The sequence below is a fragment of the Pseudomonas sp. LjRoot71 genome, from assembly GCF_964253255.1.
Classification (GTDB): domain Bacteria; phylum Pseudomonadota; class Gammaproteobacteria; order Pseudomonadales; family Pseudomonadaceae; genus Aquipseudomonas.
Map to the genome: position 1 here is coordinate 753,180 of NZ_CAXURA020000001.1, position 22,027 is coordinate 775,206.

General features: G+C 61.6%; 24 protein-coding genes. 9 read left to right on the top strand and 15 right to left on the bottom strand.

All coding sequences use genetic code 11. The features are described from left to right. The first annotated feature begins 641 nt into the window (after positions 1-641). Positions 642-3,548 carry a ribonucleoside-diphosphate reductase subunit alpha gene (locus ACSQ17_RS03560; RefSeq protein ID WP_436067610.1) on the top strand — a complete coding sequence of 969 codons (2,907 nt, stop codon included), beginning with the start codon at positions 642-644 and terminating at the stop codon, positions 3,546-3,548. 403 nt (positions 3,549-3,951) lie between these two features. After that, positions 3,952-5,202, top strand: a complete 1,251-nt coding sequence (locus ACSQ17_RS03565) for a ribonucleotide-diphosphate reductase subunit beta (protein WP_436067611.1) — start codon at positions 3,952-3,954, stop codon at positions 5,200-5,202. Between the two features lie 675 nt (positions 5,203-5,877). On the opposite strand, the gene ACSQ17_RS03570 is transcribed toward ACSQ17_RS03565, so the two are convergent. The 3 genes from ACSQ17_RS03570 to ACSQ17_RS03580 form a co-directional block, all read right to left on the bottom strand. Next, positions 5,878-6,171, bottom strand: a complete 294-nt coding sequence (locus ACSQ17_RS03570) for a type II toxin-antitoxin system RelE/ParE family toxin (RefSeq protein WP_424485031.1) — start codon at positions 6,169-6,171, stop codon at positions 5,878-5,880. Continuing rightward, the gene (locus ACSQ17_RS03575; RefSeq protein ID WP_257778774.1) at positions 6,168-6,392 is read right to left on the bottom strand and encodes an addiction module protein; all 225 of its coding nucleotides are present in this window, start codon (positions 6,390-6,392) and stop codon (positions 6,168-6,170) included. The genes ACSQ17_RS03570 and ACSQ17_RS03575 overlap by 4 nt, the downstream gene beginning before the upstream one ends. Before the next feature lie 138 nt (positions 6,393-6,530). Beyond that, positions 6,531-7,430 carry a LysR substrate-binding domain-containing protein gene (locus ACSQ17_RS03580; protein ID WP_436067612.1) on the bottom strand — a complete coding sequence of 300 codons (900 nt, stop codon included), beginning with the start codon at positions 7,428-7,430 and terminating at the stop codon, positions 6,531-6,533. A 118-nt stretch (positions 7,431-7,548) separates the two neighbouring features. Here ACSQ17_RS03580 and ACSQ17_RS03585 point away from each other — a divergent pair, with 118 nt between their 5' ends. The 4 genes from ACSQ17_RS03585 (at position 7,549) to eco (ending at position 11,128) form a co-directional block, all read left to right on the top strand. Continuing rightward, positions 7,549-8,250, top strand: coding sequence for an FMN-dependent NADH-azoreductase (locus ACSQ17_RS03585; protein ID WP_436067613.1), 702 nt, complete (start codon positions 7,549-7,551; stop codon positions 8,248-8,250). Positions 8,251-8,356: 106 nt separating this feature from the next. Continuing rightward, positions 8,357-9,043, top strand: coding sequence for a GNAT family N-acetyltransferase (locus tag ACSQ17_RS03590; protein ID WP_436067614.1), 687 nt, complete (start codon positions 8,357-8,359; stop codon positions 9,041-9,043). A 93-nt stretch (positions 9,044-9,136) separates the two neighbouring features. Next, entirely contained in the window at positions 9,137-10,498 is a 1,362-nt protein-coding gene (locus tag ACSQ17_RS03595; RefSeq protein ID WP_436067615.1) for a diguanylate cyclase domain-containing protein, read from the top strand. Positions 10,499-10,651: 153 nt separating this feature from the next. After that, the gene (eco, locus tag ACSQ17_RS03600) at positions 10,652-11,128 is read left to right on the top strand and encodes a serine protease inhibitor ecotin (RefSeq protein ID WP_436067616.1); all 477 of its coding nucleotides are present in this window, start codon (positions 10,652-10,654) and stop codon (positions 11,126-11,128) included. A gap of 17 nt (positions 11,129-11,145) precedes the next feature. Here eco and ACSQ17_RS03605 read toward each other — a convergent pair whose 3' ends face one another. After that, the gene (locus tag ACSQ17_RS03605; RefSeq protein WP_436067617.1) at positions 11,146-11,451 is read right to left on the bottom strand and encodes a putative quinol monooxygenase; all 306 of its coding nucleotides are present in this window, start codon (positions 11,449-11,451) and stop codon (positions 11,146-11,148) included. Positions 11,452-11,604: 153 nt separating this feature from the next. On the opposite strand from ACSQ17_RS03605, the gene ACSQ17_RS03610 reads away from it, so the two are divergent. Further along, positions 11,605-12,186, top strand: a complete 582-nt coding sequence (locus tag ACSQ17_RS03610; protein WP_436067618.1) for an NAD(P)H-dependent oxidoreductase — start codon at positions 11,605-11,607, stop codon at positions 12,184-12,186. A gap of 10 nt (positions 12,187-12,196) precedes the next feature. Here the strand turns inward: ACSQ17_RS03610 and ACSQ17_RS03615 are convergent, their stop codons facing one another. Beyond that, positions 12,197-12,706: a DUF2938 domain-containing protein gene (locus tag ACSQ17_RS03615; RefSeq protein WP_436067619.1), complete on the bottom strand. Its 510-nt coding sequence runs from the start codon at positions 12,704-12,706 to the stop codon at positions 12,197-12,199. A 72-nt stretch (positions 12,707-12,778) separates the two neighbouring features. On the opposite strand from ACSQ17_RS03615, the gene ACSQ17_RS03620 reads away from it, so the two are divergent. Continuing rightward, entirely contained in the window at positions 12,779-13,204 is a 426-nt protein-coding gene (locus ACSQ17_RS03620) for a helix-turn-helix domain-containing protein (protein WP_436067620.1), read from the top strand. A gap of 24 nt (positions 13,205-13,228) precedes the next feature. Here the strand turns inward: ACSQ17_RS03620 and ACSQ17_RS03625 are convergent, their stop codons facing one another. From ACSQ17_RS03625 to ACSQ17_RS03665, 9 genes are all read right to left on the bottom strand, one after another. Next, positions 13,229-14,038 carry a CAP domain-containing protein gene (locus tag ACSQ17_RS03625; RefSeq protein ID WP_436070421.1) on the bottom strand — a complete coding sequence of 270 codons (810 nt, stop codon included), beginning with the start codon at positions 14,036-14,038 and terminating at the stop codon, positions 13,229-13,231. Positions 14,039-14,353: 315 nt separating this feature from the next. Beyond that, complete coding sequence (locus ACSQ17_RS03630; RefSeq protein WP_436067621.1) at positions 14,354-14,647, bottom strand: hypothetical protein; 294 nt, start codon at positions 14,645-14,647, stop codon at positions 14,354-14,356. A 6-nt stretch (positions 14,648-14,653) separates the two neighbouring features. Then, a complete protein-coding gene (locus tag ACSQ17_RS03635; RefSeq protein ID WP_436067622.1) occupies positions 14,654-14,827 on the bottom strand; it encodes a hypothetical protein in 174 nt (57 codons plus the stop codon). A gap of 251 nt (positions 14,828-15,078) precedes the next feature. Next, entirely contained in the window at positions 15,079-15,489 is a 411-nt protein-coding gene (locus ACSQ17_RS03640; RefSeq protein WP_436067623.1) for an HPF/RaiA family ribosome-associated protein, read from the bottom strand. Positions 15,490-15,662: 173 nt separating this feature from the next. Continuing rightward, positions 15,663-16,094 (bottom strand): YybH family protein, encoded by a 432-nt coding sequence (locus ACSQ17_RS03645; protein WP_436067624.1) that lies wholly within the window; start codon positions 16,092-16,094, stop codon positions 15,663-15,665. A gap of 27 nt (positions 16,095-16,121) precedes the next feature. Then, positions 16,122-16,466 (bottom strand): YciI family protein, encoded by a 345-nt coding sequence (locus ACSQ17_RS03650; RefSeq protein WP_436067625.1) that lies wholly within the window; start codon positions 16,464-16,466, stop codon positions 16,122-16,124. Positions 16,467-16,600: 134 nt separating this feature from the next. After that, positions 16,601-17,818 (bottom strand): RNA polymerase sigma factor, encoded by a 1,218-nt coding sequence (locus tag ACSQ17_RS03655; RefSeq protein ID WP_436070422.1) that lies wholly within the window; start codon positions 17,816-17,818, stop codon positions 16,601-16,603. 77 nt (positions 17,819-17,895) lie between these two features. After that, positions 17,896-18,657, bottom strand: a complete 762-nt coding sequence (locus ACSQ17_RS03660) for an ABC transporter permease (RefSeq protein ID WP_090251723.1) — start codon at positions 18,655-18,657, stop codon at positions 17,896-17,898. After that, the gene (locus ACSQ17_RS03665; protein WP_436067626.1) at positions 18,654-19,583 is read right to left on the bottom strand and encodes an ABC transporter ATP-binding protein; all 930 of its coding nucleotides are present in this window, start codon (positions 19,581-19,583) and stop codon (positions 18,654-18,656) included. The genes ACSQ17_RS03660 and ACSQ17_RS03665 overlap by 4 nt, the downstream gene beginning before the upstream one ends. Positions 19,584-19,743: 160 nt before the next feature. Between ACSQ17_RS03665 and ACSQ17_RS03670 the strand changes: the two genes are divergently transcribed. After that, positions 19,744-20,043, top strand: a complete 300-nt coding sequence (locus ACSQ17_RS03670; RefSeq protein ID WP_436067627.1) for an I78 family peptidase inhibitor — start codon at positions 19,744-19,746, stop codon at positions 20,041-20,043. Positions 20,044-20,083: 40 nt separating this feature from the next. On the opposite strand, the gene ACSQ17_RS03675 is transcribed toward ACSQ17_RS03670, so the two are convergent. After that, entirely contained in the window at positions 20,084-21,910 is a 1,827-nt protein-coding gene (locus ACSQ17_RS03675) for a long-chain-acyl-CoA synthetase (RefSeq protein WP_436067628.1), read from the bottom strand. Positions 21,911-22,027: the final 117 nt, after the last annotated feature.

Consider the following 22,027-nt stretch of genomic DNA (forward strand, 5'->3'; position numbering starts at 1 on the left):
TTGCAAAAACACTAGATGTAGTATCCGTCTGTGAGCCAGAACACGCTTGTGCAACAGGCAGAAAAACCCCGTTCAACACCGACGAACGGTACACCCCAGCCAGTACACGGGCTTGCCGTCATTCGGTCGGTTTAACCCACAAACCACCCACAAGTTATCCACAGGTTGTTAGCGCTCGATTGCCTTGCAATACCCCACACAGCGCATTATCTTGTATGCCAATCGCGCGACACCCACCACATGTTGGGTTTAGCTTGGCAACCGGACAGAAGAAGAATGACTCGCACACGGCCTGGTCCCAGACCGTCACCGGTGGCCTGAAACGCTTTATGCAGTACGCCTGCGCTAGCCCGGCAGGTTTGGCTCCAGCGTCGCGCAGTGCGCACCTGAGCACGAATAACCGGTCAACCGCACACGCGGTTGCACCACTAGATGTAGTAGTTGAGGCGCAAAAACGCCTTGACGTGTGACTTTTGAGCCAGGAAGGCGCTTTAGTCGTTCCTTCCCTGCCCAATTTGCAAGCCCCCGTGTACCCGGCCTCTGGCTGTGCCCACGGTATTGTTGAAATGGAATGAAGGCAGTAGCCGGCAGTGATCGACGGCAAAGCGTCTAACTAATAAATACAGAACATGGAGACTTTCATGCACACCGACACCTCTCGCGAGAACCCGCAGGCCAATGCGCCGCAGGCTACCGATGACAACCAGAGCCTGAGCGCCACCGCGCCAGGTCAACTGCGGGTGATCAAGCGTAACGGCACCGTGGTGCCATACACCGATGACAAGATCACCGTTGCCATCACCAAAGCCTTTCTCGCGGTAGAAGGCGGCACCGCTGCCGCTTCGTCGCGCATCCATGACACCGTCGCACGCCTGACCGAGCAGGTCACCGCCACCTTCAAACGCCGCATGCCGTCCGGCGGCACCATCCATATCGAAGAAATTCAGGACCAGGTTGAACTGGCCCTGATGCGCGCCGGCGAGCAGAAAGTCGCCCGCGACTACGTGATCTACCGCGAAGCCCAGGCCAACAAACGCAAGGCCAGTGCCGGCAGCGAAATCGCCCAGCCGCACCCGAGCATCCGCGTCACCCACCTCGACGGCAGCGTTGCGCCGCTGGACATGGGCCGCCTGGACACCATCATCCGCGAAGCCTGCGAAGGCCTGGCCGAAGTCGATGGCGAACTGATCCAGAAAGAAACCCTGAAAAACCTCTACGACGGCGTGGCGCAAAGCGACGTCAGCACCGCCCTGGTGATGACCGCACGCACCCTGGTTGAGCGTGAGCCGAACTACAGCTACGTCACCGCCCGCCTGCTGATGGACAACATCCGCGCCGAAGGCCTGGGCTTCCTCGGTGTCGCCAGCAGCGCCACCCACCACGAGATGAGCGAGCTGTACGCCAAGGCCCTGCCGGCCTACATCGCCAAGGGTATCGAGTTCGAACTGCTCAACCCGGTGCTGGCCAGCTTCGACCTGGAAAAACTCGGCAAGGCGATCAACCACGAGCGCGATCAGCAGTTCACCTACCTGGGCCTGCAGACCCTCTACGACCGCTACTTCATCCACAAGGACGGCACCCGTTTCGAGCTGCCGCAAGTGTTCTTCATGCGCGTGGCCATGGGCCTGGCGATTGAAGAGAAGCAGAAAGAAGACCGCGCCATCGAGTTCTACAACCTGCTGTCTTCCTTCGACTACATGGCGTCGACCCCAACCCTGTTCAACGCCGGCACCCTGCGTCCGCAGCTGTCCTCGTGCTACCTGACCACCGTGCCGGACGACCTGTCGGGCATCTACAACGCCATCCACGACAACGCCATGCTGTCCAAATTTGCTGGCGGCCTGGGCAACGACTGGACCCCAGTACGCGCCCTGGGCGCCTACATCAAAGGCACCAACGGCAAGTCGCAAGGCGTGGTGCCGTTCCTCAAAGTGGTCAACGACACCGCAGTAGCAGTTAACCAGGGCGGCAAGCGCAAGGGCGCGGTCTGCGCCTACCTGGAAACCTGGCACATGGACATCGAAGAGTTCATCGAGCTGCGCAAGAACACCGGTGACGACCGTCGCCGCACCCACGACATGAACACCGCCAACTGGATCCCGGACCTGTTCATGAAGCGCGTGTTCGACGACGGCAAGTGGACCCTGTTCAGCCCGAGCGAAGTGCCAGACCTGCACGACCTGACCGGTAAAGCCTTCGAAGAGCGCTACGAGTACTACGAAGCCCTCACCGAGTACGGCAAGATCAAGCTGTTCAAGACCATCCAGGCCAAAGACCTGTGGCGCAAAATGCTCTCGATGCTGTTCGAGACCGGCCACCCATGGCTGACCTTCAAGGACCCATGCAACCTGCGCAGCCCGCAGCAGCACGTGGGCGTGGTGCACAGCTCCAACCTCTGCACCGAGATCACCCTGAACACCAACGCCGACGAAATCGCCGTGTGCAACCTGGGTTCCGTGAACCTGCCGAACCACATCGTCGACGGCAAGCTGGACACCGCCAAGCTGGAAAAGACCATCAAGGTCGCCGTGCGCATGCTCGATAACGTTATCGACATCAACTACTACTCGGTGCCGCAGGCGCGTAACTCCAACTTCAAACACCGTCCGGTCGGCCTCGGCATCATGGGCTTCCAGGACGCCCTGTACCTGCAGCACATCCCGTACGGCTCCGACGCCGCTGTGGAATTTGCCGACAAGTCGATGGAAGCCGTCAGCTACTACGCCATCCAGGCCTCCTGTGACCTGGCCGACGAGCGCGGCAGCTACGAAACCTTCCAGGGTTCGCTGTGGAGCAAAGGCATTCTGCCGCTCGACTCCCAGCAGATCCTCATCGAAGCCCGTGGCCAGAAGTACATCGACGTTGACCTCAACGAAACCCTGGACTGGGCGCCGATCCGTGCCCGCGTGCAGAAAGGCATCCGTAACTCGAACATCATGGCCATCGCACCGACCGCCACCATCGCCAACATCACCGGCGTATCGCAGTCGATCGAACCGACCTACCAGAACCTCTATGTGAAATCGAACCTGTCCGGCGAATTCACCGTGATCAACCCGTACCTGGTACGCGACCTCAAAGCTCGCGGCCTGTGGGACTCGGTAATGATCAACGACCTGAAGTACTACGACGGTTCCGTGCAGCAGATCGAGCGCATCCCGCAAGAGCTGAAAGACCTCTACGCCACCGCGTTTGAAGTCGACACCAAATGGATCGTCGATGCCGCCAGCCGTCGCCAGAAGTGGATCGACCAGGCGCAGTCGCTGAACCTGTACATCGCCGGCGCTTCGGGCAAGAAACTCGACGTGACCTACCGCATGGCTTGGTACCGTGGCCTGAAAACCACCTACTACCTCCGTGCCCTGGCCGCGACCAGCACCGAGAAGTCCACCATCAACACCGGCAAGCTGAATGCCGTGTCCAGTGGTGGCAACGATGGCCTGAGCGCAGCACCGGCCAAGGCCCCGGAAGTGGAAATGAGCGCAGGCCCGGCGCCAGTACCAAAGGCCTGTGCCATCGACGAACCAGACTGCGAGGCTTGTCAGTAAGCGCGCGGATCTGAGCGGCGCGCGCGTTGTTGCCTGATCGGTCGGCCCCCATCACATACAGTCGTATGCTCAGGGGTTCCAACCGACCAGGCGCCTAGCGCTCACTCGCTCAGCTACGCGCTCGAACGTCGAGCGAAGAGCACAAGCAACACACGGTTTTATCCCCTCGCCCCTTCGGGGAGAGGGTTAGGGAGAGGGGCAAAAGCAACACCGCCCTCCCCACTTATTACCAACCCCCGCCCTACCCGGCGTGGGTTTCGGGGCAACGGCCAGCCACTAGAGCCACCCCGACCAGCGGTACCCGTTTTACCCTTGCGCGCGATACGCAACGGAACATAATCAGAACTATCTGTATATCCATACAGGCCGGCACTTTCACCGGCCCGCAAGCAGGAGCCAAGCCATGCTGAGCTGGGATGAATTCGACAAGGAAGACGGCGCCGACGCCGTTGTAGCAAGCAAAGCCACTGCCCAACTGGCAGATATGAACATCGACAAACTCGACCAGGCCGGCGGTGCCGCCGCCGTCGAAGCCCGCGCCGTGGCCGCTGACGACAGCGCCGCCGTGGCCCGCGCCAAAGCCGCCCTCGACCAGCTCGACATCCAGGAAGGCCTGGACGAACTGGAAGGCTCCGCTGCCCGCGTACAGGTCGGCGACAAGCAGATGATCAACGCCCGCGCCGACCTCAACCAGCTCGTACCCTTCAAGTACGACTGGGCCTGGCAGAAGTATCTGGATGGTTGCGCCAACCACTGGATGCCGCAGGAAGTGAACATGAACGCGGACATCGCGTTGTGGAAAAGCGCCGACGGCCTGACCGACGACGAACGCCGCATCGTCATGCGCAACCTCGGCTTCTTCTCCACCGCCGACAGCCTGGTCGCCAACAACCTGGCCCTGGCCGTGTACCGCCTGATCACCAACCCCGAGTGCCGCCAGTACATCCTGCGCCAGGCCTTCGAAGAGGCGATCCACACCCATGCCTACCAGTACTGCATCGAATCGCTGGGCATGGATGAAGGCGAAATCTTCAACATGTACCACGAGATCCCGAGCGTCGCGAAAAAGGCATCCTGGGGCCTGAAATACACCCGCGCCATCTCCGATCCGCAGTTCAATACCGGCACCGTCGAAACCGACAAAGAACTGCTGCGCAACCTGATCGCCTACTACTGCGTACTGGAAGGCATCTTCTTCTACTGCGGCTTTACCCAGATCCTCTCCATGGGTCGCCGCAACAAGATGACCGGCGTCGCCGAGCAGTTCCAATACATCCTGCGTGACGAGTCCATGCACCTGAACTTCGGCATCGACGTGATCAACCAGATCAAGATCGAAAACCCGCACCTGTGGGATGCCCAGCTCAAAGACGAAGCCACCCAGATGATCCTGCAGGGCACCCAACTGGAAATCGAATACGCACGCGACACCATGCCGCGCGGCGTACTGGGCATGAACGCCGCGATGATGGAGGACTACCTCAAATTTATCGCTAACCGTCGCCTGACCCAGATTGGTTTGAAGGAAGAGTACCCAGGTACGACTAACCCGTTCCCATGGATGTCGGAAATCATGGACCTGAAGAAAGAGAAAAACTTCTTCGAGACGCGGGTTATTGAGTATCAGACTGGTGGGGCGTTGAGCTGGGATTGATTCCAGTCACTCACTAAAGAGATTAAGAGCGCTTTACCTGAAATGGATGTTTGGGGTGGCGCTTTAAGACTAAAAGCCCCGCCTAGTGCGGGGCTTTACTTTAGAATAAATAAAACCACTATAAAACAGCCAACTTAAAAGCGAATAACCATGGATGAGATTCTTTCTAAAAAACACTACAGACAGACTTTTTATCTTGTAATATTCCTACTGCTAATACTAGCTGTACTGTGAATCGCCCCGCCGAACCAATCCACTCGGGCCAGGACAAACGCCCCATCAGAAGGCCGAGTGGAATCGTTGTGAAACGGAGCGCAGCGAAGTAACAGCCGCAGGCTGGCCCGAAGGGCGAGCGAAGCGAGTCAAGGGGTTGAGCGGCATGGATGCCGCGAGAGCCGCGATGGGCCAGGGATGGCCCTTCGCGGCGGGCCCTTGGAGCAATGATGGAGCGAGGGAACCCGACGAAGTCGGGCCGGATGCAAGGGGCAAGACCTTTTGCTTACTTTTGGGGCGTCTGCCAAAAGTGAGCCGCCGTAAGGGCGGAACCGTTAGCCCGGCCAACACATAAGCGGCGCAGACAAAGCCCCAAAAGAAGCAGCAAAGCTCGCGGCTAAAGCCCCTCCCACGCGCTCGATAAAAATTCACGAGATGTGGCAAGCAGTGCTAATCGATGCGTTAAAACCTGCCAAGCCAGTACTGCGGGCGGCGGCGATGATGGGCAACAGCCAGCACCTGAAAACCGTCAGACGTTTCCCGGTAAACGATGGATAACGGAAAGCGCTGCAAGGGAACGCTGCGAATATCTGGCTCAAGTTCAACACGCCAGGCTTTCGGTGACTCGCCAATCAATGCGGCCAGAGCTTCGAACTCCATGATGAAAGCCCCACCCAATCCAGAAACCTTCGATTCGTAATAACCGACTGATTCCAAAAACTCGGCTTCCGCTGCCGGGTGAAAAGAGTAATTCATCGAATCAGGGCTCTGGCCTTCTTCATCACCTCATCACCGGGCACAGCCTGAACCGCGCCACTATCCAGCTCTTCTGCTCGCCGCCGCGCCTCAAGCAACCAGTCTGCTCGCAGCTCTTCTTCTGAGGGCGCATCCAGACTCAGGACCAACCGCTGAATCAGCTGTGCCCGCTCCTTCTTGGGAAGGTGCAGGGCTTCATCCTCAATTTTCTGCAGATCCATGACAAAACCTCTCGCTTATCTACCGGCAAAGCTTGGCACGGATGGCTAGCAGGTGCCATGGCCAGGTGCTTGCACGCTACAAGTGGCAACCCAGCTGGATTCCACAGCCCCCGCCAAGCTGCTGCTATACAGCCCAACCTACAACGTACACAGCCCGCCCGGCACGGCCATCACCCAATCGCGCACGGCCTGAATGGTCGGATCACTCTTGCGGTTTTCCGGGTACACCAGAAAGAACGGCTTGCCTTCCAGTTCCGGGCCGAAGGGTTGTACCAGGCGCCCTTCACGCAATTCATCCTCGATCAGCTGACGGCTCATCAGCGCCACGCCCTGCCCGCCGATGGCGGCCGAGACGGCATGGGTCTCGTCGGAGAACACCAGCCCGGCGTTGACGTCCAGCCCTGGCACCTGGGCCTGCTTCTGCCACAAGGCCCAATCCAGCGGTGAAGACACTGCAGCCTGATTGCGGAAGTGAATCAGCGAATGCTTGGGCAGCTCGGCGGCATCGTGCAAACCGAGGTGCGGGCTGCAGGCCGGAATAAAGCTGTTGTCGAACAGCTTCTCCGCCACCAGCCCCTGCCAGCGGCCGTCGCCATAACGGATGGCAATGTCGGCGGTAACGCCATCCAGCGCCACCGGCTCATGGGAGGCGTGGATGCGCAGGTCAATATTTGGATGGGCATCGCGCAGCATGCACACCCAGGACAGCAACCAGCGCACCGCCACCGCAGGTGTGGTGCTGAGCGTGATGGCCTGGCGACAGGGCACTGCGCTGAGGCGTACCGCCGTGGCGCTGATGCTGTCGAAGGCGCTTTCCAGCACCTGCTGCAACTCGCGTCCCTGGGCGGTCAGTTCCAACTGGCGCGGCTTGCGCAGAAATAGCGCGACCCCGAGCGACTCTTCCAGGGCGCGAATCTGGTGGCTGATCGCCGTGGCCGTCACCGAGAGTTCTTCGGCAGCCTGCTTGGCGCTCTGGTGGCGTGCAGCCGCTTCAAAGGCGCGCAAGGCGGAAAGCGAAGGTAACCAGCGCTGCGCCATAGATGAATCTACCTCATCCGTACCTGAAAATAATCGTCGTTTGTCGCCCGTATGGGCTGAACTTAGCCTGATTCTGCTGCGAACAACAGATGAATTCAACTTCGAAAGGAGACTCGACATGCCACATATCCTGCACCTGGACGCCAGCGCCCGCCCCGGCCTCGCCGGCAAGGATCAACACGGCTCGCACAGCCGCAACCTCACGCAGCGCTTTGTCAGCCAATGGCTGGCCAGGCGTGGGCAGGACAGCCTCACCTACCGCGACATCGGCCAGACGCCGCCGTCGATCATCAACCACGACTGGGTCGCGTCCTCCTTTACCCCCAAGGAGCAACGCGAACCGTGGATGCACGACACGCTGAGCGAGAGCGATCAGCTGGTGGATGAGTTGATTGCCGCAGATGTGCTGGTGATCGGCGCGCCGCTCTACAACTTCGGCATGCCGGCCGCACTCAAGGCATGGATCGACCAGATCGTGCGCCCTGGCAGAACCATGGGTATCAATGAGGGCAACCCGCTCGACCCTTACGTGCCGCTGCTGGCCGATCGGCCAAGACATGCGGTTATCCTCAGCGCCCGTGGCGGTGTCGGCTTTGGCGTGGGCGGCGAGCTGGCGCATATGAACCACCTGGAACCGAGCCTGATCACCAGCCTCGGCTTTATCGGCATTACCCAGGTGCACCAGATTGCCATCGAGGGTCAGGAAGTCTGCGGGGAACTGCTGGCCGAGTCGGTGGCTCAAGCCCTTAGCAAGGTCGATGCCTTGGTGCTGCAGCTGCAACGAGCGTTGCAGGTAAACCGCACCCCTGAGCCGGCCTGAAAACCTGCCGCGCAACCAGGTGAATCACTCATGGTTTGTCCACCCAGCACGTCAGCCGAGGGCGTTACACTAGCGCCCTCGCGCACGCCCCGGAGCCAGACTGACGATGTTCACCCTTGTACACCTGGATAGCCCGCCACCCGAATCGCTGAACAGCCAGGTGCTGCAGATGGTGATGGACTACCTCAGCGACATCAGCCCGGTATCGCTGACGCCGAGCAACCCGCTGTATCAGCTGTACCAGTACGTGATCGGCTATGAAATGCACCTGTACCTGCGCGCCATGGACAGTGCGCAGCCAAGCAGCGCACGCCTGATCCTCGCCCTGAGTGATCAGGACCCGTCGCAGGTGCTCGGTTTTGCCCTGTACCTGCCGGCCCAGGACGCACCCGACGCCTGCACCCTGGCCTATATGGCCGTGCAGGCCAGCCAGCGACGCCACGGAATTGCCCGCGCCATGCTGCAGCAGATGGTCGATCGCCACCCGCACGCCGAACTGGCCTGCGTGGCGGGCAAGGTCGCCACCTTCGAGGCCATGGGCTTTCAGGTGCTGGCCGCGCGTGGGCCGCAGGTGTTGATGAGCACCCGCGACCACAGCGCCAACGGCATGCTGGCGGTGCAGGACCTGGCGCCGATCTTCCAGTCCACGGAAGTCCGGCAGATTCACGCCTACCTGCTCAAGCAGCACGGCAAGCGGGCCATGAGCGATGCGGAGAAGCAGCGCGACCGCCTGCTCGACCAGATGGCCCAGCAGGCGCAGGCGCTGGTGCGCGAGCGGCTGACCGTGCATTGACGTAGCCATACCAGGGCGAGCACAGAGAAAACGCGGGCAGAAAGCCACCATAGCGCTGGCGAACCGCGCAGACAGGGCAGTATATTCACTGCCATGACGTCAAACCCGTACCTGCCTCACGACAAACTACTGGATCTGCTGCTGGACGTTGTCTGCGTAGTGGATATAGAGGGCCGCTTTCTGTCCGTTAGCGCGGCCAGCGAACGGGTTTTCGGCTACCGCCCCGAAGAGATGATCGGCCGCACCGCCTTTGAACTGATGCACCCCGACGACCGCGCCGCCACCCGCGCGCTGGTCAAGCAGATCAACTCAGGCCAGCCCTCGCACGATCACGAAAACCGCTACATCCACAAAGACGGCCATATCGTGCACATCATGTGGTCCGCCCAGTGGCTGGAGGCCGAGCTGGTGCGCGTGGGTGTGGCGCGTGATATCACCCGACGCAAGCGAGCCGAGGCAGTTCAGGCGGCGTTGTATGCCGTCTCCGAAGCGGCCCACGCGGCAGGTGATCTGCACATGCTCTATGGCCGCGTGCATGAGGTGATGGCGCAGCTGCTGCCCGCCCGGCATTTCTGCGTGGCGTTGTATGACGCGGCGAGTGATCAGCTGAGCCTGACCTATCAGGCCGAGCAATGCGCCACGCCCGCCGCCACCCGCCGCTTCTGTGCCGAGGTAATCCGCACCGGCTACGCCCTGCTGCTGACGCCGGACACCGCCAGCCACTGGCTTGCCCAGCATGAACCCGAGGCCGCAGCGCCTGCTCTGGACTGGCTTGGCGTGCCGCTGATCTCGGGCACCCAGACCATCGGCGCACTGGTGCTGCAGAACCACAGCGCCAAGGTGCGCTACAGCGAACAGGACCAGGAGCTGCTGCAATTTGTCTCCAACCAGGTGGCCACGGCAATTGAGCGCAAGCGCACGCAGTCGCGCCTGGAGTTTCTTGCCCAGTACGATCAACTGACTGAACTGTCCAACCGCACGCTGTTTCTCGACCGCCTGCGCAGCGCCCTGCAACGGGCCAAACGCGACGCCCTGCAGCTGGCGGTGCTGTACCTCGACATGGATAACTTCAAGCAGATCAACGACAGCTTCGGCCACGGCACCGGCGATCTGCTGTTGCAGGAAGTGGCGCGGCGTTTGCGCCAGTGCGTGCGTGAGTCGGATACGGTGGGTCGCCTGGGTGGCGACGAGTTTGCGGTGATTCTGGACAACATCGGCCGCCAGGAGGATGCCACCCTGGTGGCCGAGAAAATCATCACCGCCCTCAGCGCGCCCTACCTGCTCGACGGCCACCATTTGCTCAGTGCGCCAAGCCTGGGGATTGCGCTGTACCCCCAGCACTGCCAGAACGAGTTGCAGCTGGTGCAGTACGCGGATGAGGCCATGTACGTGGCCAAACGCAGCGGCGGCAAACGCTACGTGCTCGCACAGCAGCCGCTGACGGACGCCGGCTGACCGCGGCTGGCGATACCCGAATGGCCTCCCTGGCCAGCTGCGGTTTGCCAAGCCGAGGAACTTCACCTATGCACAAGAGTCAGTTGGCTGCGCTGCCAACCCGGCACGTTTGTTCCACGGACGGCCCACAAGGCCCCTTACTCAGGACTGCTTATGACCTCGCCAAAACTGCCCCTGTTCGTTCTCGCCTGCGCCCTGCCGCTGGCCGCTTGCGCCGCCACACCGGAGGCGCTCAAGCCTTACCCGGCAGCCGCCGCAGGCTATCAACGCCATGTGATCGAGCTGCCGGCCCAGGCCAATGAGGCCGAGCACAAGGTTGAACTGATTGCTGGCAAAACCCTGGAAGTGGACTGCAACTCCCAGCGTTTGGGTGGCCAGTGGCAGGAGAAGACCGTCGAAGGCTGGGGCTACAACTACTACGAGCTGGGTCAGGTCGGCCCGGCGATGAGCACCCTGATGGCCTGCCCCGACAACAGCCGCCAGCAGGCATTTGTCCCGGTGGGCGGCGAACCCTTGCTGGTGCGCTACAACAGCAAACTGCCACTGGTGATCTACGCCCCGGCGGATGTGCAGGTGCGCTACCGCATCTGGTCCGCTGCCGCAGACAGCACAGCGGCACCGCAGCAGTAAACGCAAGCAGCCCGGCGCTAGCGTGCCGGGCTGAGCATCTCGATCTCACGAATCTCGAAATCACGGCGCAAGTACTCCATGCGCCGCTCATAAAACTCGCGCATATGCGGCAAGGCACTGTGGATGGCCAGATGCTCCCGTGACTGCCAGACCTCATAGAAGATAAACAGCGTCGGGTCCTGGCGATCACGCAGCATGTGGTAGGCCATGCAACCGGCCTCGGCACGGCTGGGTTCGACATAGGCACGAAACAACGCCTCGAACGCGGCGGCCTTCTCCGGGCGGGTGTGGGCGTGCAGGATAAATCCGTATTGATCAGCCATTTGGGGCTCCAGGCAGGGTGGGTTTATTTACCCTATAACAGCCAAAGCCCGCGCATTCATGCCTTTTAGTCACAGGTCATTTGCCCGCCAGCGGCTGTTTCGACCCGCCTGCACGCCCTAGCATGGCGCCATCCATTTCCCGAGACCCCTGCCATGAAAAAGATTCTGCTGCTCAACGGCGGTAAACAGTTCGCCCACTCCGACGGCCGTTACAACGCCACGCTGCACGACACCGCACTGGCCTTTCTCGACCGCGCCGGTTTCGACCTCAAGCACACGCATATCGACAGCGGCTACGACGTCGCCGAGGAAGTGCAGAAATTCCTCTGGGCTGACGTGATCATCTATCAGATGCCCGGCTGGTGGATGGGCGCGCCCTGGACGGTGAAGAAATACATTGATGAGGTGTTTACCGCAGGCCACGGCAGCCTCTACGCCAACGACGGCCGCACCCGCTCGGACGCCTCGCAAAAGTACGGCAGCGGCGGCCTGATCCAGGGCAAGCAGTACATGCTGTCACTGACCTGGAACGCGCCGCAGCAAGCCTTCGACGACCCGACTGACTTCTTTGAAGGCAAAGGTGTGGACGCCGTGTACCTGCCCTTCCACAAGGCCAACCAGTTTCTCGGCATGCGCGCCCTGCCGACCTTCCTCTGCGTCGACGTGATGAAGCGCCCAGCTATCGAAGCCGATATAGCACGCTACGAACAGCACCTGGCGCAGGTGTTGGCTTAAGCGGCTGGCTTTAACCGCAGAGGGGCGCACTAAACAACTGCGCCCCCAACCAGCCGGCCAGGTACACACCCACGCCGAATACCAGGTGGGTAAGCAGCGCCCGCCCCCTGGCCTGCCAGGGTTTGGCCGTCCGTGAAGCGGCAACCCCCATGCCGAACCCCGGCTGCATCAGCAGCAACGGCGCCGCCACGCTGACCACACCCAACAGCAGCGCCGGCCACAGCGTCGGCCGGCATAGCCACTGCGGCCCTACCAGCGCGACAAACAGGCCGGCAAAGGCAACGCCGATCAGGTAATGGCTGCCCCAGCCCAACAGCCGTTCGCCGCGCACCGCTTGCGCCTTGCCGATGGCCGCATGCTGGAAACAGTCATGGCGCATATGCCCCAGCCAACGGCCAACCAGGGCGTAGTCGAGCGAGGCAATGCCGAATACGCGCCGCCGCGCCAGTGCCCAGACATCCATCAGCAGCGTTGCACCCACGCCCACCACCAGCACGTGCAGGATCCATTGACTGTTCATATCCACCTCTTTTGCTTTGTCTGAAAGGCTGTTTTCATAAGCCTGCCAGTTCAAGCCAACTTGAGGTCAAGGATGAAAGAGATGGATATCGGCAAAGTCTCACGCTGGTCCGGTTTACCAGCGTCAACGCTGCGCTATTACGAAGAGAAAGGCCTGATCAGTTCCATCGGCCGCAACGGCCTCAGGCGGGTGTTCAGCGAATCGGTGATCCAGCGCCTGGCCCTGATTGCGCTGGGCCGCGAAGCCGGATTTTCCCTGGACGAAATCGCCACCATGCTCGCCACAGGGACCCAGCCGGCGATTGACCGCGCCCAACTGCAAGCCAAAGCCGACGAGCTGGACCGCAGTATCAAACGCCTCAGCGCCATCCGCGACGGCCTGCGCCACGCCGCCTCCTGCCCGGCGGAAAACCACCTGGCGTGCCCAAAATTTCAACAGCTGATGAACCTGGCCGCACACACCACGGCCAAGCACAGGAATCACCCGCCGCTTAAATAACGGAGGGGCTCGATATGTTGGCTGTTACGGCGCACCAAACATGGCAGTCCAGTAGATGCCCGCATCGCTCTTCGGGTCGCTGGCGTAGGCCGCGCCCAGTTCAGTGAACTGTGGGTTCATCAGGTTGGCGCAATGACCGGGGCTGGCCAACCAGCCGGCCACCACCTTGCTCGCGCTATCGAGCCCAGCGGCTATGTTTTCGCCCACACGCTGGCCGCCGTAGCCGGCCAGTTCGGCGCGGTCGCCAGGGGTGCGGCCATCCTGATCCTGGTGGGCGAAGAAATTGCCATTGGCCATGGCCCGGCTGTGGGTGTGTGCGGTGCTGCCCAGCAACTCATTCCAGCCCAGCGCGGGTGCCGGGGCGAAGTGCTGGCTACCGCACTGGCGAGCGGTGGTGCGTGCCTGGTTGACCTGCTCCAGCAACTTCTGCCCTTCGGCCTGCCAATCGCCCAGACGGCCGGCCAGCAACGGCCGCGCCAGCAGGATGCGCCAGTCGCGGTCCTGGCGGCTGACGCCGATATCGACAAACTGCGGGTCGAGCACGATCTGACAGAAGCTTTCCTTGAGCACCTGCAAGGCCGAGGCAGCATCACGCGGGCCGGACAGGCTGATGGCCTGCACGTTGACCATCGGGTAGCCGCTGCTGGCCATGGCGGCCTGCAAATCCGCGCGGCCTGTGGCCGGCAGCAGCAGGCGCCGGTCGGCACTCAGGGGCGGCAGTTCTTCGGAGGCCTGGGTGCCACAGCGCTGCACCTCACTGCGATAATGGTTAATCAAGCCAACCAGTTGCGCTTCTTCAGCAGCCTGTACGCCGCCCTGCGACAACCCCAGCATCAGGGCGATGAACGCCCGCGTAAACCACCTGCGACCCATAGAATCCCTCGATCTGACAATGCCCACACGGCAGGGCTTGCTGATCTTGGCGCACCTGAAGCAGCGGCGCCAGCCCACTTCTCTGACAACAGGCCAACGCAAAACTATCCAGTAATGCAGCAGTTGGGGCGGCTCAGAACCTGTTCACGATCTCGCGAGCTAGAGCCATACAAGGCAAAAGCAGGCGAGGACGCGGAGTTTACGAGCTGTAAATGAGCAGGCCGAGCCTGTTTTTAACGCAGTAGGGCCGACGCGCAGCAGATCGCAAACAAGTTCTCAGACGTAGATGCTGACGCCACCCCTGGCTTGCAGCCAGTCACGATAGGTCGCCAACGAGTCGGTCTGCTTATCACCGTTGTAACCGACAAAGGTGCCGGTCTTGTCCATACCGGATTCAACCAGTTTGTTGATCTGTGCCAGCAGCTTGGCCGCATCGTCGCGATCCATCGTCGCAACATCGGGCAGGGTGATCATCGAGTTGCCACTGTTCTGCTCGGCCACCGGGCGGTAACGGTCGCTGGCAATCGAGCCGCTCGCGCCGCTGCTGTCAGCCTGCAGTGCACGCAGCAAACCACCTCAGCTATGGGCTACCACCTCGCTGGCAAAGCGGCGGATTTCGCCAAGCGGGTCCTGCGCGGTGGTGGTGCCGGCGGTATCCGCGCCACCGGTAGTTTTGGTGCTCGCAGCGCTGGGCTTGGCGCTGTTGCTGAAGTAACTCGCCAGCGGCGAATTGTTGGAAATACTGGTCATGGCAAATCCCTGCAACTGTCAGTTGGCCAGGGCACTGCAGGATATGGGCCAGCGCTCTACAGCCCAGTAAAACCGCTATTTCAGCCTGTTGAGTCGCCTATGAGCGGAATCGTCTTGCCGCCTCGGGCAGGTGCTTGCCGCTGCTGGCTACACCGCTACCGCCCCCTGAAACGACAGCGCCCCCGCAGAAACCTGCGGGGGCGCGAGCAAGGAGTGGATGGGCCGCCGGTCAACCGCCGGCCCGTAAATTGTCAGACCGCGCGCAGCTGCTCCTCGGCGAGGAAGTCCTCTTCCAGCAGTGCATCCTGGCCCAGATCAGCGGCTTCATTGGTATGCAGCGGCGTGGCGCGTTTGCTGCGCAGTTTGCCGAACTGATGCTCAAGGGCGTGGTGCAGTTTTTCGATAGAACCGTCGATGGCCTGCTCCAGGGACTCGGCCTTGTGGGTCACGGAAAGAGGTTGCAGGCCTTTTGGCCGAGCTTCGATCTGGCAGCGCTTGTCATGTGCGCCGGCTTTGGCGCCGTTGTCGTCATGCAGGTGGACGACGATACGGGTCAGTTCGTCATCGAAGCGTTCCAACTTGCTGGCAACACTGGCACTCACCCACTCCACCAACCGTGCGCTGCCTTCGATGTGGTTATCGCTGTGAACTTGGATTTGCATAAAGCTTTCCTTCTTCAACTGTTCGCGAATAGCGTCGCCAAGCAAGGCGACGACTCCAGCCTACGCCACTAAGCCCCCCTTTAGGCAAGCCCTAAGACGTTGGTCGTAGCCACAAATCGGCAGCGCCATAGCCGGCAATTGGCTACAGCCCTTGTGCCCCGTGCGTTAGCGAACTACGGCTGCAACTCAAACAAAATTTTTCCGCTTTCCATATCGCCCGGCATGGAGAAATGCTCGTGGGCAATCAGCCATCGTCCGCCTTGCAGGCGATAAAACTGGCTTACGCGCATCCAGCTGGTATGCAGTTCGCCCTTGTCGTCAGTGCCGCCGCAATTGAGCAGGTAATGCGCAACCGCCAGCTCGCCACTGAGCAGAATGCTCGGCTGATGAACCTCGAACAGGGTATGTCCGGGGCACATCGCCATACAGGCTTGCCAGTGTGCCTGGTAAGCCGCGCGGCCCTGAAAGCGCAGCGGGCCGATGGCGTCATAGGCCACCACATCCTCGGCATAGTGGCTGATGATGCGCTCGACATCCTTGCTGCGGCAGGCCGCAGCCCAGGAGTCCAGTAGTTGTTGAATCGGTGCGTGTGCGGTGCTGTTCATGTCGACTCTCCTTACGTGGGGGTTAGGTCAAACCTGCAACTCGCGAACCGGACGTACCTCGACGCAACCAACTCGCGCCGCCGGAATATTCCCGGCCAACTGGATGGCTTCATTGAGGTCGCGGGCTTCCACCAGATAGAAACCTGCCAGCTGTTCCTTGGTTTCAGCAAATGGCCCGTCAGTGATCGACAGCTTGCCGCCGCGCATGCGCACGGTGGTGGCCGTCTGCACCGATTCCAGGGCCTCGGCAGCAAGCATGCGGCCGCTCTGCACCACCGACTCGGCGTAGGCAAAGCACTCCTCATCACGCGGGCTGTCGGGCGAGTTATGCAGCGCATGCTCGTTGCTGTAGACCAGGCACAGGTATTTCATGGCGTTCTCCGGTGGTGTGACGCGGTTACCGACTAATCGAATGGCGCGGCACAGAATCGACAGCCCAGGTAAAAAATATTTCAGGCCCGACCAACGGTAGCCAAGCAGCAGGGATCTGCCAGGCGGATAACGGCTTAGTCGGCCGCCAGCTGATCCAGGCGCATCTGCAGAAATTGCCGATCCGCGCCCTGCTGAGCCAGCTCCAGGGCGCGCTGATAGGCCTCGCGTGCAGGCTGCACACGACCCAGGCGGCGATTGAGGTCGGCTTGTGCGGCATGGGCCAGGTGATAATCGCCCAGCTCGCCGCGGGTCAGCAGCGCGTCGATTAGCGCCAAGCCAGCCTCAGGGCCGTGCTGCATGGCCACCGCCACGGCGCGATTAAGCTCAATCACCGGCGAGGGGCTGATACGCAGCAACGCATCGTAGAGCCCGACAATCTGCGCCCAGTCGGTCTGCTCGGCGCTGGCAGCCTCGGCATGTACGGCGGCAATCGCCGCTTGCAGGGTGTAAGCGCCGAAGCGCCGCGAATGCAGGGCCTGCAGCACCAGGGCATCGCCTTCGGTGATCAGCGCACGGTCCCACTGGCTGCGATCCTGCTGCTCCAGTAGCACCGCTTCACCGCTGGCCGAACTGCGCGCACTGCGTCGCGACTCGTGCAGCAGCATCAGCGCCAGCAGGCCCTGCACTCCCGGTTCGGGCAGCAGCTCCAGCAGCAGACGCGCCAGGCGGATGGCCTCATCGGACAGATGCGTGCGAGTCAGCGAATCGCCAGAACTGGCGAAATAGCCTTCATTGAACACCAGGTAAATCACCCGCAGCACATCATCCAGCCGCTCGGGCAACTCGCTGCGGCCAGGCACCTCATAAGGAATGCGCGCATCGCGAATTTTCGCCTTGGCACGGACGATGCGCTGCGCCAGGGCGGCGGGCGTGGTGAGAAAGGCGCGGGCGATGTCCTCGGTGCCAAGGTCGCAGACTTCGCGCAGGGTCAGGGCGACCTGGGCATCGCTGGCCAACGCCGGGTGGCAGCAGGTAAAGATCAGTCGCAGGCGGTCGTCTTCGAGCAGCTCAGCTTCATCTACCGATGCGTCATCGGCCAGGTCGACCTGTTCATCCAGCAGCTGAAAGCGCCGCTGCCGGCGCAGGGTATCGATGGCCTTGAAGCGCCCCGCCGACACCAGCCAGGCGCGCGGATTGGCCGGCACGCCGCTCTGCGGCCACTGCTCCAGGGCCGCACGAAAGGCCTCGTGCAGCGCCTCTTCGGCCAGGTCGAAATCGCCCAGTAGGCGAATCAGGGTGGCCAGTACACGGCGCGATTCATCGCGGTAGAGCTGCGCGAGCTGGGCCTGCAATGCAGTTGACTGATCCTTGTCCACTCATCCCTCCCGCGGCACGCTGAACAATTTCACCCTAACGCATTAGATGTGCGTCAGCTCTTCAGCCGATAACCGGTTTTGAAAATCACGCCCACCGCCAGAATGCACAGCAGCAGAAAGCCGAGAATCATCGCCAGGCTCAGGCCAACGTTGACGTCGGACACGCCGTAGAAGCTCCAGCGGAACGCGCTGATCAGGTACACCACCGGGTTGAACAGCGTCACCGTCTGCCAGGCTGGCGGCAGCATGCTAATCGAGTAAAAGGCCCCGCCGAGGAAGGTCAGCGGCGTGACGATCAAGGCCGGCACCACCTGCAATTTCTCCCAGCCATCGGCCCACACGCCGATGATGAAACCGAACAGGCTGAAGGTCAGCGCGGTGAGCACCAGAAACGCCAGCATCCACAGCGGATGGAGAATCTCGAAGTCCACGAACAGCCGCGCGGTAATCAGGATCACCAGGCCGAGAATGATCGACTTGGTGGCCGCCGCGCCAACATAGCCAATCAGGATTTCCAGGTAGGACACTGGCGCTGACAGCAGCTCGTAGATGCTCCCCGAATACTTGGGCATGTAGATGCCGAACGAAGCGTTGGAAATGCTCTCGGTGAGCAGCGCCAGCATGATCAGCCCTGGCACGATAAACGCGCCGTAACTGACGCCCTGCACCTGGGTCATGCTCGAACCGATGGCCGAACCGAACACCACGAAATACAGCGACGTGCTGATCACCGGGGTGGCGATGCTCTGCAGCAGGGTGCGCCAGGTGCGCGCCAGTTCGAACAGGTAGATGGCACGGATTGCGTAGAAATTCATGCGCGCGACTCCTTGACCAAGGACACAAAGATTTCTTCCAGCGAACTCTGGCTGGACTGTAAATCCTTGAAGTCGATGCCATGCTGGGCGAGGTCCTTGAGCAGCTCGGCGATGCCGGTGTGCTCGCTCTGGGTGTCGAAGGTAAACACCAGCGCGCGGCCCTCGTCGTTCAGCTCCAGCGGGTAGCGCGTAAGCTCCGCAGGGATGCTCGCCAGAGGCTGCTGCAGCTGCAGGGTCAACTGCTTCTTGCCGAGCTTGTGCATCAACGCCTGCTTGTCTTCCACCAGAATGATCCGGCCCTTGCTGATCACCCCGATGCGATCGGCCATTTCCTCGGCCTCTTCGATGTAATGGGTGGTGAGGATGATGGTCACGCCGCGCTCACGCAGACTGCGCACCATGTTCCACATGTCGCGACGCAGCTCGACGTCAACGCCGGCAGTGGGCTCGTCGAGGAACAGAATCTGCGGCTCGTGGGAGAGCGCCTTGGCGATCATCACCCGGCGCTTCATGCCGCCGGACAGCTCGAAAATCTTCGCGTCGCGCTTTTCCCACAGCGACAGGTCCTTGAGCAGTTGCTCCAGATAGGCCGGATCGGGCTTCTTGCCGAACAGGCCACGGCTGAATTTCACCGTCGCCCAGACGGTTTCGAACACGTCACTGACCAGCTCCTGCGGCACCAGGCCGATCTGCGAACGTGAGGCGCGATAGTCCTTGATGATGTCCTTGCCGCCCACCAGCACCCGCCCGCCACCTGGATTGACGATGCCGCAGATAATGCTGATCAGCGTGGTCTTGCCTGCGCCATTGGGGCCGAGCAAGGCAAAGATTTCGCCGGGGCGAATATCCAGGTTGATGTCCTGCAGGGCCGGGTGGCCACTGGCGTAGGTCTTGCTCAGCTGTTGAATCGAGATCACCGCTTGCACAGAACCTCCTGCTCTGGGGAAAAGCGCAATTGTAGGGAAGTTGGCCGGGCTTGCGGAAATGCTGATGCAGTAACCTGACTGATTGACCAGCCCGACGTTGAGCTACAACGGATGCGGCTGCTAGGCTGACCCGAGTTTTATGCAGACAAGGAAATAGATCATGGCTCTTCGTCACGCCCTCACCAGCCTCAGCCTGCTGGCCCTGCTGGCCGGTTGCAGCTCACAGCCGCCCGCCCAGCAAGCAGCCGAAATCAGCGGCGACTGCGATGTCGAGCAGGTTCACGGCGTACTCGGCCAGACCGCCAGCAGCGAGCTGATCGAGCAGGTGCAACAGCAGGCCAACGCCAAAACCCTGCGCGTGCTCGCCCCCGGCGACGCCGCGACCATGGATTACAACCCGCAGCGCCTGAATATCGATATCGATGAAAGCGAAGTGATCATCCGCCTGACCTGCGGTTGAACGCCCCTCGATACACGAGGGGCGAGTCAAGTGTCAGGCCTTAGTAACGGTAGTTGCCGGCGCTGATGGCCGCGTGCAGCTCACGGGTCAGCGGCACATAGCGGTCAGAGCCGGGCAGCCAGGCATACAGCGGATCGCGGCAGCGGTCGAGGTCGTAGGCCTGCTCCTTCAGCGGCGCTTTCTTGTGCTTGAAGGTGCCGGTGGTTTCCATTTCAGCACTCAAACGCAAGAACAGCGGCACGGCGTAGGTCGGCAGTTCCTGGCGCAAGTGCGTAAGCAGGGCCTGGAAATCAAAAGCCTCCGGCGCACAGGCCAGACGGATACAGGCCATGCCGGCACGGCCATTGGTGTTGGCCACCTCGACGCCATAGACCACGGTTTCGCTGACCCCGGCCACGCCATCCAGCACCGCTTCGACCTGAGTAGTGGAAACGTTCTCGCCCTTCCAGCGGAAGGTATCGCCCAGGCGGTCGACAAACTGCGCGTGGCGAAAGCCCATGTCGCGCATCAGGTCGCCGGTGTTGAACCAGGCGTCGCCCGGTTCGAATACATCGCGCAGGATGCAACGCTCGGTGTCGCGTGCATTGGTGTAACCGTGGAACGGCGACTTGTCGGTAATCTTGCCCAGCAGCAAGCCCGCCTCGCCCTTGGCCACGCGCTGCAGGTGACCGTTCTCGCGCAGCGGCGCCTCGCGTTCCTGATCGTAGCGAACGATGGCGTAGGGGTAAGGCGAGAAGCCCACGGTGTTATCCAGATTGAGTAGGTTGGTGAAACCGATATTGCCTTCACTGGAGGCATACAACTCGACCACCCGCTCGACCGCGAAGCGCTGCTTGAATGCCTGCCAGATGCTCGGGCGCAGGCCATTGCCGACCATCACGCGGATCGGGTTGGCAGCGTCGCTCGCGCGTGCTGGCTGATCGAGCAGATAACGGCACAGCTCGCCGACATAGCCGAAGGCAGTCGCCCGATGCCGCTCCACTTCATCCCAGAAACGGCTGGCGCTGAACTTGCGCACCATGATCAACGCCGCCTGGCCGGCCAGTACCGAGCCCCAGCACACCACCATGGCGGTGCCGTGATAGAACGGCAGGCTGACGTACATGCGGTCCTCGCGGCCCAGGCGTACAGCCGCGAAACCAAAGGCCCCGTAGCCTTTCATAAAGCGCCCGTGATTGAACACCACGGCTTTCGGCAGGCCGGTGGTACCGGAGGTGTAGATATAGAAACAGGGGTCGTCGGCACGCACCGGGCGCTCCAGCAGCGGCGCATCGACGGGATAATCCTTAAGCGCGGCAGCTGGGTGTTGCCAGCCGACAGGAGCCTCACCCGGATCACGCCAGGTTGGCCGGTCGGCAAAGTAGTGGCAGGCATCGGCGGGTAACGCCACCTCAGCGGCGATTTCCGTGAAGGCGTCTTGCAATTCTTCGCCCACCAGCACCATGCGCGGTGATGCCAGGCTGATGCTGTGGGCCAGCACACGGCCGCGTTGGCTGCTGTTGATCAGCGCACTGACGGCGCCGAGCTTGGCGCAGGCGACCACCCCGGCGAGCAGCTCGAAGCGGTTCTCGAACATCAGCGCCACGCTGTCACCCTGGCGCAGGCCGTGAGCACGCAGGTAGTGCGCCAGCTGATTGGCCCAGCGGTCGAACTCGGCGTAGGTGAGTTGCTCGTCGCCCTGAATCAAGGCCACACCCTGTGGATTGTCACGGGCCGCCGACTCGATACAACTGGCCAGGCTGACGGGGTAGTCGCCACGGCTGCGGTTGCCAATATGCAGCCCCTTGACGATGGCGGGCAGGTCAACCAGCAGACGGGGCAAGCGCGACAGCAGGCGGGGCAAGGTGATCAGGTCAGCATGACTCATGGTGCAGGACTCCAGGCGGTGCGAAGCACTCGATGTTGTTTGCCGGCCAATCTAGTCGCTCGCTGCTGCGCGTTTAATAGCCAGAGGTTGCATCACTGTGGCAATTTGTCTCACCGG